The sequence below is a fragment of the Romboutsia sp. genome (assembly GCF_056995035.1).
The window spans coordinates 180,642-193,184 of sequence record NZ_JBXKIW010000074.1 but is presented as its reverse complement, the minus strand read 5'-3'; the positions used below and the strand labels follow the sequence as shown (position 1 = coordinate 193,184).

Sequence of the window (12,543 nt, the reverse complement as noted above, 5' to 3'; positions counted from 1 at the left end):
TATCATATTATAATGATTTAACAATGTCAATACATATTTTTTCATATTATAAAAACTCTAGCAGATAGCTAGAGTTTATAATTAATTATTCCTTTTTCTAGGTTATATACATATTTAAAACCTTGCATCACTAGTAAATTACATGCTGTAATGCTTCTATGTCCACTTCTACAATATATTATTACCTTTTTATCTTTATATTCTTCTATCTCATCTACATTATATAATAAATTATTTAGTTGAATATTTATTGAATTTTGTATTCTTTTTTCTTCATATTCATCTTTACTTCTTATGTCTATTAATAACGCATCTTCTTTCATTAATTCTCTTAATTTTCTATTATTTATATTTGTATAATTCATCTAATTCACCTCTATATGCTTTTTAGAATTTATACCCTAAATAGCATATAGAAAATCATTTTTAACTAAATTAAAAAATTACCTATAATATAATTCAGTACATAAAATTAGTATCCTAATTAAGCATAACTTGATATCTTTTCATGGTTTTAATAATTAAGATGATCGCTTTGGATGTAATATAAACTGTAGAAATAACCTTTTAAAGAAATTAAATAATCAAAAGATCCTTTCTCAATTACAACTCCACCTTTCATAACAATAATTTCATCATAATTTATCAGAATATTTTTTATAAGTTTATGAGTTACAACAATTAACGTTAAATCATCTAGCGCAAGTAAAGAACTTTCTAAGTTATAAGCTGTTTCATTATCAAGAGCTGATGTAGATTCATCTAGTATAAGTACTTTAGTATCATTTATAAGTGATCTAGCTATTGCAATTCTTTGCTTTTCTCCACCAGATAACTTATTGCCATTTTCACCAACTAAAGAATTTATTCCATTTGGTAATCTACTTATAAGTCCAGAAATACCTGCTCTTTCACAGGTTTTTAAAACTGTCTCATCACTATGATTAGAGAATAATTTTATATTTTCTTTTATAGATTCATCAAACATAAACACATTTTGCTGTATCATAGACATATTTTTGTATAAATCAGAACTATATATAGACTTTAAATCATTATCATCTATACTTATACTTCCATCATAATCATTGTAATATCTCATAAGTAACTTTATTAAAGTACTCTTTCCGCATCCACTTTCTCCAACTATAGCATACTTCTTATTTTTCTCAAAAGTTAAGTTTATATTATCTAGTGCTTTTCGTTCATCATTATAAGCAAAACTTAAATCTTTAACTTCAATAGCTTTTTCAAATTTTTCAAGTCTAACTTCCTCAAAATCATCATTAGATACCTCTAGTATATTTTCAATTTTATTAGCTATAAGAGAAACTGATTTAATTTGGTTAATTAAAGATATACTAGTCTTCACTGGCGCCACTATATGCGTACTAAGTTGTATTATTATGATTGCAGTACCTACCGATATATTACCCTTGTACATTAAGTATCCACCTAAGATTAATACCCCTAGGTAAATAGTTACACTAAAAGATAATGAAAAACCTCTTACTATTGATTCTAATATAGAACATTTTCTCTTTGATGCTTCTACGCTATTAGAACTATTTCTAAAAATATTATTTATCTTATTACTTATGTTAAATCCTTTAATCACTTCAAACCCTGAGAATAAATCTTTAGTTACAGACGTTATTTCTTCTAGATTTGTAGAGTAATTATTTTTTTGTATTACCAACTTTTTAGAAAGCGCATTAGGTATTATAAATCCTAATATTCCAAATACACATATAACTATTACTATAAGTGGGCTTATAGTAAATAATACTACTAAAGATATCACAAAGGATAATAGAGATGATATAACTTGAAATATATTATTTAAAAAGCTATCTTCTATTAATTTAATATCGTTATATAATATGGATATGTATCTCCCGCTATTATCTAGTGAAAAATCTTTTATATCTTTATCCATTATTTTAGAAAATATATCTGTCCTTAAATAATTTATAGTATTTTTTATATAATTAGACATAACTAATCCATCTATGTACTCTACTAAGAACATTATGAATATAAGTGAAATAGTCATAATTAATATAGGCAAGAACTTATCTTCTTGTCCACTTGCAAATGTATCTACTATAAACCCCATCATAAAATCGAAGCATATACTTGCTATTGCTACTAAGGAAACTGTTGCTATTCTAGCTATAAATTGTCCCTTATATTTTAGTGCATACTTCCACAACATCTTCATTGTCTAAATCGCCTCCCGCTGTAACTATTATTTTTGTCTGTATGTAACAATCTTATATTATACTATTAATAAAGTATAATATAAGTATAAATAACAATCAACTTAGTGTTGATTGAATTGGAGGAATGTTATGGATGTTATAAAGGTGTCAAATGTAACTAAAAAGTTTTCTAAAAACCTTATATTAGATGATATAAGCTTGAATATAGAACAAGGTTCTATAGTTGGACTTATCGGTCCTTCTGGTGCTGGAAAAAGTACTTTGGTCAAAGCTATAATGGGTATGGAGAAAGTTAATAGTGGAAATATTGAAGTTTTAAACGCTAAAGTTCCTAATCTAAAAATATTAAATGATATAGGATATATGGCTCAATCAGATGCTTTATATGAAGATTTAACTGGAAAAGAAAATCTAGAATTCTTCGGAAAGCTATTTAAACTAAAAAAAGATGAACTAAAAAAAAGAATAGAATATACCTCTAAGCTTGTTAACCTTAAAAATCACCTTGATAAAAAAGTTAGTGCTTATTCTGGGGGGATGAAAAGAAGATTATCTCTTTCTTTATCTCTTATACAAGATCCTACTTTGCTTATTTTAGATGAGCCAACTGTTGGTATTGACCCAACCCTTAGACTAAATATATGGAAAGAACTTCATGATTTAAAATTACAAGGTAAATCTATAGTTATTACTACTCATGTTATGGATGAAGCTACAAAATGCGATAAACTTGCTTTGATTAGAGATGGTAAAATCATAGCTACTGGAACACCTGATGAGTTGATTTGTGAATTTAATGTTTCTAGTATTGAAGAAGTATTCTTAAAGATAGGAAGTGATAGATAATGAAAATAAAAGCATTAGTAATTAGAATATTCAAGCAAACTATACACGATAAGAGAACTTTAGCACTTATGATGGTTGCTCCTCTTATTATTTTATCTTTGATTTACTTTTTATTCAACTCTGATGATGATGTTGTTTTAAATGTTGGAGTTTACAATACTTCTTCTGAGTTTAATGATGGACTAAAAAATGCAGATTTAAATGTTTTAAATTATTCTAATGATGATAATATAAAAGATAAAATCGTAGATGATGAGTTATCTGCTTTTATATATACTGATGGTGATGAACTAAACATTACTTATGAAAATAGTTCTCCTCAAGATACTCAAAAGATAGGTGCTATCGTTAAAAGTGTTTCTATGAAAAATGATTTGTCTAATATCTCAAGTGTTATAAGTGATAAGATTCCAAATTTAAAAAGTAATATTTCTAGTGGTGTTTCTATAGTTGATAGCTATGTATATGGTGATAGCGATACTTCATACTTTGACACTATAAATCCTATGCTTATCGGATTTTTTGTTTTCTTCTTTGTGTTTTTGGTGGCTGGAATATCTTTATTAAAAGAAAGAACTAGTGGAACTTTAGACAAGCTTTTATCTACTCCTATTAAAAGAAGTGAGATTTTAATCGGGTATTTACTTGGATATGGTGTGTTTGCTGTTATACAAACCATTATAGTTGTGCTGTTTGCTATTTATGTACTCGATATGCATATAGTTGGAAGTGTTTATTTAGTTTTACTTTCTAATGTTGTTATAGCTTTTGTCGCTTTATCTTTAGGTATATTCTTCTCTACCTTTGCTAATTCTGAATTTCAGATGATGCAGTTTATACCGATTGTTATAGTTCCTCAGATATTCTTCTCAGGACTTATTCCAGTTGAAAGTATGTCTAAGTGGCTTCAAGGTGTAGCTCATATTATTCCTTTATATTACGGTGCTGATGCTCTTAATGGTGTCATCATTAAGGGATATGATTTTTCTATGATACAAAATGATATATATGCACTTTTAACATTTGTTTTAGTTTTATATGTCCTTAATGTATTTGGACTTAAGAAGTATAGAAAGATATAGAGAAAGAATGGTTGTTGTTTTATATGTTCAAGCTTAATATGTTGTAAATTAAAGAGGCTGTCTTTTTGACAGCCTCCTTGTATTTTGATATCTATTAAGTAAGTATCCACCTAAGATTAATACCCCTAGGTAAATAGTTACACTAAAAGATAATAGTCTGGAAATATGATTGTGTATTCTCCATACTCAAATCAAACTCATGATTAAATTTAATAATTATTTTTCTTCGTTTAATATTTTTGCAAAATCAATTGCTCCGTGTTTACATATGGGGCAGATAAAATCATTTGGTAAAGTTTCACCCTCATGTACATAGCCACATATATTACATCTCCAACCTGTTTTATGTGATGATTGTGGTTTTGGTTTTATATTTTTTTGATAATATGTATATGTTACAGTTTCATCATTTGATATTGCTTTTGCATCTATTACTTCAGCTTTAAACATTGTATGTGTTCCAAAATCAATAGTTTCTATAACCTTACAAGAAAGATAAGAGTTAATATATTTAGGCAAATATAAAATACCATTTTCACTTCTTAGTTCAGTTTCGCAATTTTCAAATTTATTAATCTTTCTCCCTGATTGATAACCAAAATGTTCAAAAACCTTAAAAGTTGCATTAGTTGTCAAAACAGAAATATTAAATTCTTTAGTTTTTAAAATCATATCATGAGTTAAATTTTGTTTATTAACTCCTATAGCCATTAAAATAGGGTTGCTTGAAACCTGCATAACCGTATTAATAATACAGCCGTTATCTTTATCTCCATCCTTTGCAGTCAAAACATAAAGACCGTAACCAATATTGAAAAATACTTTATTATCCATTATTTACCTCCTCATTCTTTTACGATTGTGTCTCAACTAAATTGCTAACTTAACCTGTTGTGCTAGTTTCAACAAAAAAATGTCCTACTACTCATCACTGAATATATTTATATTTTAATCTTAAACAAAACAAAAGAAGGATAACTATCATCATTTAGAAACTATCCTAAAAGTACGCTTCTAATTTATTATATATTTAATCGAAACAATTTATGACTCTTAAACTTTATGAACTAATACTTGATTAGTCATATTCATAACTGAATGACACAACCTAATATGAATTAATTGTATAGTTTAAAGAAGCTATTGCAAAATGATTTTAAATTAATCATAAGCAATAGCTTCTTTTTATATATGTTTTTATTTTATAAATAAGTTATAAACGTTTCTATTAACTCATCATTATTTTTGTTCATATTACTATCAAAATATAAGTCTAATAAAGGTATATTAATTTGTTCTTTGTATTTTTCTCTAATTATTTTTAGTATTGTAGCTGTATTTTCATACATTGAACTTACTAATATAATTCCATCAACATTTTTAGCTGTAAATAATTTTCCTAGTCTATATCTTCCTGATCCACCTTGATACATAGGTAGTTTATCTTTTAATACTTCATCTATTGAGTCTATGTCTTCATTAAATGGAGATTTGTTACCTAGTATATTATTAGTTTTCTCAATTAATTCTTTAGCTTGTTTTAATAGACCTATATATTCTTTATTTTTCTTATTTCTTTTATTAGAGAAATCTTTCCATGTCATATATAAAACCTCTGCTAATGGTTGTCTTATAATTGTGTTATTTTCCTTTAACTCATTTATCTTGTTATTATTAAGATAATCTTTATATACAACTAAAGGCTCTCCAATAATTAATAATTTCTTTTTAGATTTATCTTCTTGTATATCATTTTTTATATCTTTTGATATTTTATTTAAATAAAGATCAGATAAATCATTATCTTTTATTGTTTTTACTAGATTTTCTAAATATAATTTAGCTTTTTTATCATCTAATAAGTTTATTAAATCACAAATAATAATAGCTTTTAAAAATTCTAATCCATACAATTTATCACCTAATAAGTCTTCTATAAATGGAACTTCTAAATTAATATTTTTACTTATTTCTAAAGCCTTATCCCTTATAAGTTTTCCATATTGGCCAAAAGTTTCACTTCCTTCATTAGTAGGTAAGTATAGTGTATATTCATCAGTGCTATTTTTAACCTTATTAATAACTTCTGCAATTAAAGCTATTGATGAGAAGTACTCTTTACTAATTGAAAACTCTTTACCATATTCAATAGAATTTTTATCAACTGCATCTAATATAGTTACATTTTTTCCATCTCTCTCTAAAAATGCTTTAAATACATTGCTATATGGATATATATTTGGAATTAATATATTATTATTTTGCTTATTTTCTATTTTTATCTCTTCTTTTTTATTAGCTTCACTCTTATAATTATCTAGTGAATTTATAAATGCTTCTACTCTAGTCATAACTCCTACTTTAGATGAGTGTTCATCTACTTCTATATGAAGGTATGGTTTATCTTTTATCTCTTTTTTAAAGTAATGAGTTAAAATAGTATCAGGTCCACAACCATGGTTTGTTATATATATAGGATATAAGTTTTTATTTTGCTTAATTACTTCAACACCTGCTAATGTGTGTTGACCAAATGGCCAGTACATATTTTTATATTCATTACCAAGTTCTATATCATCTATTTCAAGATGTCCTAGATGAAGTACTTTATATCCTAATTCCTTTAACTTATCTTCTATTCCCATATTTAAAGTTGGGTCTACTATATTATACACTCTACTTAATATTACAAAGACTTTTTCATCTTTATTGATATCATTTAAAACTTCTTTTCCTAATTCTTCTAATTGTTTTCCATATTTCATAAATTTAGTCATACCGTACATTATTGCGGCACTTGTTTCAATTTTATTTTTCCCAAGTTGTTGTCCTATTTGTAAGAAAGTTTTCATCATATATTCTTTTCCAAAATTAAATGATAATGCTGGTGCAATTAATTCAACACCTCTTTCTTTTAGATTGAAAACAGTATCAATTATTTTCGGAGATGTTTGCATATAAACACATGAATAATCTTCTCTAGTTTTTGAACCTTCATGTTTCATAGTGTGTAAACTTGGCAGGAAAATATAATCTACATTTTTTTCTAGTAATGTAGCCACATGCCCATTTATTAGTTTTACAGGGAAACAAGTTTCTTCAAATGAATATTCTTGACTTAATCTAATTATATCTTCATTTGTAAGTTCTGATAAAATAACATTGTATCCAAGTTTAGTAAATATAGCATTAAATAATGGGAACATTTTATTTATAAATAATACTCTAGGTATTCCTATAGTTTTTTTATCTTTATCAATTTTTCCACTATATTCATTTAAAAATAATTCTTTTCCTTTTTCTTTTAAATTATCATTTATAGAGTCATTTCTCTTTATAATTTTGTTTTTAGCTATATTTTCTTTAGTAAGTACAGCTACACCTAATGCTCCTGTAACACTAAAGAATTCTGGTACTATAATTTCTTTGTTAAGTATTGCTCTAAATGCATTTACTACTGCTTGATTGTTAGCTATACCACCTTGTAAAAATATCTTATTACCTATTTTTCTATTTCCAACTACTCTGTTTAAATAGTTTTTAACTATTGAATATGAAAGACCAGCTGATATATCTTCGATATTTTCTCCTTGTGATATGGCTTTTCCTATATTCCCTTCAATAAATACAGTACATCTATCTCCTAAATTACTTGGATATTCTCCTTTTAGTGCTAAATCTCCAAAATCTTCTAACTTTATTCCAAGTTTTTTTATCTGCTCTTCTATGAATGCTCCAGTCCCTGCTGCACATATTTTGTTCATTTCAAAATCTTTTACTACTTCATTTTCTATACTTATATATTTTGAATCCTGTCCACCAATTTCAAATATTGTATCTACTTCACTATCAACAATAGTTGCCCCTTTTGCTTGAGCTGTAATTTCATTTACAACAAAGTCTGCATTTAATTCTTTTTTTATAAGCTCTCTTGCAGAACCTGTTGTACCAATCCCCTTAAATTTAAAGTCTTCTCCTAACCTACTTTTAAGTAATTTTAAAGATTCTTCAACTACTAATTTAGGGTTACCCATTGTTTTAGTGTAAATATAGTCTATAACTTTATTTTCATCATCAACAACTACAAGGTTTGTACTAGTTGATCCTATATCAATTCCTAGATAACCTTCTTTTGAATCACTTTTACAAACATGTCTGTCTAAACTATCATAATTCCCAAACTTATCTAACTTAGGATAAATAGAGTTTTTGTTTATTATTTTTTCTACTTTGTCCATATTTTCTAAACCTTTAGATTCTAGGATTAATTCTTTATTTTGTGCTACATTACAAGCACCAAAGCATGATATAAGTTCAAAATTTTCATCAACTATTAAGTCTTTTTCTTCAAGTTTTAAAACATCTTTTAATGCTTTTAGTACACCTGTATTGTTTATAACACCTCCAGTTAACATAACTGGTGTTTTTATAGGATTTTTTTGTATAACATTTGCTCTATAATTTCTAACAAGTGCATAGCAAAGACCTAATAATATATCTTCAATCTTTGTTCCATCTTGTTGGTGATGTATCATATCAGTTTTTGAGAACACACTACATCTACCGGCAATTCTTGGTATACTAGTTGCTTTTTCAATGTGTTTAGAAATATCTTTTATATCTACAGATAACCTGTATGATTGTTCCTCTAAAAATGATCCTGTTCCAGCAGCACAACTACTATTCATAAAGAATTTTATATTGGTATTTTTACTTTTGTCTATATTTGTAATATATTTAGTTTCTTGAGCTCCAAGTTCTATAATAGATTTAACTTTTTGATTTTTATACATAGCTCCTTCTACTAAGGCTATGCTGTTGTTTATAAAGTATTTTTTATCTATATTAACTCTTGAGGCAAGATTTCCTGTTATACCAAATATTAACTTTTTGTCTTTATTTTTTAATTTAACTTTATTTATTAATTCATTGTAATATTTTTCAATATTACCTTTATGAAATATATATCCTTTTTCAATTATATTGTCTTTATTATCTAAATAAATATATTTAAATGTTGAATAACCTATGTCAATTCCTAATTTATTCATAATTCACCTCTCATTGATAATGATTATTATTAGCTGTCTGAATTTATTATAGTATAATTTAATTATGAATTCTGTATCATAGGATACACTTTAAATATTTTGTAAAAATTTAATTAATATTTAACAAAATATACTGAATTTATAGAACAAACTCTTAATGATTTTTATAAGACACTTACTACTGAAGTTAGCTCTTACGAGTTTGAGACTTTCAAGATTGTCTTAAAATAATCAAGGCTATAATCTTTATGATAGATTACAGCCTTGATTGTTTTAATATAGATTCAATCTAATATATATATGTAACTTTATTTTTATTTCTTTCTTTCATTGGTATATCAGTATATCTATATCCAACTAATATAGGATATAAAACTTCATATCCATTTGGTAGACCTAATACTTCTTTATATTTCTGTCCTGTTTCTGATTTCATAAGCCAACCTAACCAACCAACCCAACAAGTACTAAGCCCCATATCCTCTGCTGCTAAAAGTATATTTTGCGTTGCAGCTCCTGCTGAATATAAACTATGAGGTTTTATATCTGATCTAGCGGAAACTACTATTAACGTATTTGCATTGTAAAACGGATTATATTTTTCATTTTTCCCCATTTTAACTAAATCATCTATCTCAGTTTCAATACAAGCTTTTTTTGTTTCTATGCTAAGTTCATCTATCAAATCTTGATTTTGAATTACAGTAAAATGCCAAGGTTCTGTGTCTTCTGGATTTGGTGCATATATTGCAGCATTTATTAATTTTTCCAATTGTTGTTTACTAGGCTTTTCATCTGTAAATTTTCGAGTGCTTCTTCTGTTAAGTATTAAATCATGTACGTTCATACTCGCATCTCCTTAATTAAGTATTGGCCTAAATTTGTAAATTCATCTATCTGAATACTTTCAGCTAAAATTTTAGTGATATTAAATCACAAAACATTTACAACGTTGACCTTGTGTATATTCCATTCATATTCTACATTATATATACCAAATTTTCAGTAACATATGACACATAAATCAATATCTCCACTTACCTATAAAAATATCCTTACAAAACTCTAGCCCCCATTGGATAATAGTACATATTGCACTATTATCCAATGAAGGCTAGTATACAAATCTATGAAATCTATTTCTTAAATAACTACTTTTACCTCTGTTTTGTCTCCAGCTTTTACATCCACCATTGTTAATCCTTTATAGTCCCTTAAAACATCAATACCTTTTCTAAGCTCCTTAAAATCAATACTATCAATATATTGTCTTTGCTCTTCAGGGATATACCTTTTAACAAATGATACTCCAAAGCCTCCAAAGCCAAGAGCTGCCTTCACAATACCTATTGGTACCAGTATTTTAAAGCTTCTTCCACTGTCAAGCTTTACATAAATCTTCAACTTTATTCTTCCTTTCATTTAATAAATATGCCACGATTAAGCATATTCACCTTAGCTTTAGCTACCAATTAGCAGCATATTATTCTATGGTAACTTCAACTATGTCTCCATTGCTACTTTTTACATCCACTATTTTTCCCTCAAGCCCTGAATCAATTGCGTCCATAATCATTCTTATATCTATTCCCTCTTGATCTGAAATGCCTGGTATCTTAATATTATTAACAGCATTTCCTATTGCCTTCAAAAACTTAATCGGCACATTTACATTTACAGTATCCTCTGTAGACGATAGTACTCTAACTCTAAGCATTTTCTCTGAATTTCTTGATACAGGTGACTGTTGTGACTCAGCAGACTTGTTAATAGCATCAATAAGTTCCACAGCCTTATCAGAATCAATTTTCCCGTCTTCAATCATTTTAAAAATTCTTCTAATTTCCTCTTTCATTTTTTAACCGCCCTTTCTTATTTTAATTTTCTTTCATCATTTTTAGAGCTTGATCAGCTGAAATTTCTCCTTTTTCAAGAAGATCAAGTATTTCTTTATTATCAGCTGTAGGTTTTTTTACCAAGGTATAACCAAGAGCAGAAATAACTTCATCAAGCTTAGCCCTTACAGTTGGATAGGATATACCCAACTCTTTTTCAACATCCTTAATATTTCCTCGACACTTTAAGAATACTTCCATAAAGTTAAGATGATCTTCTCCCAAGTATTCAAACTTAGAAAGTTCAAATTCATTTTCGATTACAGTGCTGCATTTATTGCATTTAAGCTTAACAACCTTTAGATTATCACTGCAGATTGGACATTTGCTTATTAATTTATATGACATAAATTTCCTCCCGTTTGCTATATTTTCATAATAGCACCAAATTTCAGATTAATCAATATTTAAATCAAATATTTTAATTTATATATTCAAATATTTAAAAATTTTTAATCATTATATTAAATTTTTCAATTATTATATTAAATATATTAATTCGCAGTTTAAATTTTGGATATTAGCATTAATTCTATAGAGATATGATGCCACAATTTAATTTGTGGCAATAGAAAAGAAGTATCTTAATGTGGATACTTCCTTAGGTAACTGAGAGTCTTTTTTAGTATATATCATCACGCAGTTTCTCTCATTAATAACTTCTTGCTCTTTATTCTCTGACATAAAATTCTCCTATGTAGGGCATAAAAATGTTCGTAGTTGCATATTTATTCACTAGTATTTATACTGATTATAGCACTAAATAAATCAAAAGAAAAAGGGGAAATGATAAATGAATACATCACCACAACAGGAAAGAAATCAAAAATTAGGTGAAAGTTTGGTAAAGACATTGAATAGCCGTCAGTTTTGGGCATGCTATTGTCCAAATAAAGAAGATGCTGTAAAACAAGCATTAGCATTGATACCTGAGGGTAACAGTGTTACTTGGGGGGGCTCTGATACTATTCGTTCAATTGGTTTAACTAAAAAGGTAAAAGAAGAAAATTATGTAGTCTACGATAGGGATACCGTTTCAGCTGAAGACTGGCCTGATTATGCAAGAGAACATTATTTTTCAGATACATATTTAACGAGTGTAAATGCAATAAGTGAGGATGGCCAACTCTGTCTAATTGATGGAACAGGAAATCGAGCAGCTTCACTTATTTTTGGGCCTAAAAATATTATTGTAATTGTTGGAATAAATAAAGTGGTCAAAACAGCTGAAGATGCAATGAAACGCGTAAGAAATATTGCTTCTCCAATAAACTGCCAACGCTTTGCTAATGCAAAAACACCATGTAGAATAACTGGAGAATGTGCAGACTGTATATCACAAGATTCTATATGCGCCTCTATGGTTACCTTAAGGATTTGTAAACCAAAAGACAAAATCAAAGTAATTATTGTAGGAGAAAATTTAGGCTATTAATTTTATTAT

12 protein-coding genes are annotated in these 12,543 nt (G+C 27.2%); 3 read left to right on the top strand and 9 right to left on the bottom strand.

The features are described from left to right. Positions 1–68: 68 nt before the first annotated feature. Complete coding sequence (locus AC11VW_RS12305) at positions 69–365, bottom strand: rhodanese-like domain-containing protein (protein WP_484301717.1); 297 nt, start codon at positions 363–365, stop codon at positions 69–71. A 149-nt stretch (positions 366–514) separates the two neighbouring features. Next, complete coding sequence (locus AC11VW_RS12300) at positions 515–2,224, bottom strand: ABC transporter ATP-binding protein (RefSeq protein ID WP_484301716.1); 1,710 nt, start codon at positions 2,222–2,224, stop codon at positions 515–517. 130 nt (positions 2,225–2,354) lie between these two features. Here AC11VW_RS12300 and AC11VW_RS12295 point away from each other — a divergent pair, with 130 nt between their 5' ends. Further along, on the top strand, positions 2,355–3,071 hold the full coding sequence (locus AC11VW_RS12295; protein ID WP_484301715.1) for an ABC transporter ATP-binding protein: 717 nt from the start codon (positions 2,355–2,357) through the stop codon (positions 3,069–3,071). After that, positions 3,071–4,153: an ABC transporter permease gene (locus AC11VW_RS12290; protein ID WP_484301714.1), complete on the top strand. Its 1,083-nt coding sequence runs from the start codon at positions 3,071–3,073 to the stop codon at positions 4,151–4,153. Before AC11VW_RS12295 ends, AC11VW_RS12290 begins: the two co-directional genes overlap by 1 nt. Before the next feature lie 216 nt (positions 4,154–4,369). On the opposite strand, the gene AC11VW_RS12285 is transcribed toward AC11VW_RS12290, so the two are convergent. The 7 genes from AC11VW_RS12285 to AC11VW_RS12255 all read right to left on the bottom strand — a co-directional run bounded on the left by AC11VW_RS12285 (position 4,370) and on the right by AC11VW_RS12255 (position 11,783). Then, on the bottom strand, positions 4,370–4,987 hold the full coding sequence (locus AC11VW_RS12285; RefSeq protein WP_484301713.1) for a flavin reductase: 618 nt from the start codon (positions 4,985–4,987) through the stop codon (positions 4,370–4,372). A 368-nt stretch (positions 4,988–5,355) separates the two neighbouring features. Continuing rightward, complete coding sequence (locus tag AC11VW_RS12280; RefSeq protein ID WP_484301712.1) at positions 5,356–9,204, bottom strand: acyl-CoA dehydratase activase; 3,849 nt, start codon at positions 9,202–9,204, stop codon at positions 5,356–5,358. A 289-nt stretch (positions 9,205–9,493) separates the two neighbouring features. Beyond that, positions 9,494–10,051, bottom strand: a complete 558-nt coding sequence (locus AC11VW_RS12275; RefSeq protein WP_484301711.1) for a nitroreductase family protein — start codon at positions 10,049–10,051, stop codon at positions 9,494–9,496. A 296-nt stretch (positions 10,052–10,347) separates the two neighbouring features. Then, the gene (locus tag AC11VW_RS12270; RefSeq protein ID WP_484301710.1) at positions 10,348–10,626 is read right to left on the bottom strand and encodes a hypothetical protein; all 279 of its coding nucleotides are present in this window, start codon (positions 10,624–10,626) and stop codon (positions 10,348–10,350) included. A 61-nt stretch (positions 10,627–10,687) separates the two neighbouring features. Continuing rightward, positions 10,688–11,059 (bottom strand): SHOCT-like domain-containing protein, encoded by a 372-nt coding sequence (locus AC11VW_RS12265; protein WP_484301709.1) that lies wholly within the window; start codon positions 11,057–11,059, stop codon positions 10,688–10,690. A 22-nt stretch (positions 11,060–11,081) separates the two neighbouring features. Continuing rightward, a complete protein-coding gene (locus AC11VW_RS12260) occupies positions 11,082–11,447 on the bottom strand; it encodes a DUF2089 family protein (RefSeq protein ID WP_484301708.1) in 366 nt (121 codons plus the stop codon). Between the two features lie 207 nt (positions 11,448–11,654). Further along, positions 11,655–11,783, bottom strand: a complete 129-nt coding sequence (locus AC11VW_RS12255; protein WP_484301707.1) for a hypothetical protein — start codon at positions 11,781–11,783, stop codon at positions 11,655–11,657. A gap of 109 nt (positions 11,784–11,892) precedes the next feature. On the opposite strand from AC11VW_RS12255, the gene AC11VW_RS12250 reads away from it, so the two are divergent. Further along, a complete protein-coding gene (locus AC11VW_RS12250) occupies positions 11,893–12,534 on the top strand; it encodes a lactate utilization protein (protein ID WP_484301706.1) in 642 nt (213 codons plus the stop codon). The last annotated feature ends 9 nt before the right edge of the window (positions 12,535–12,543 follow it).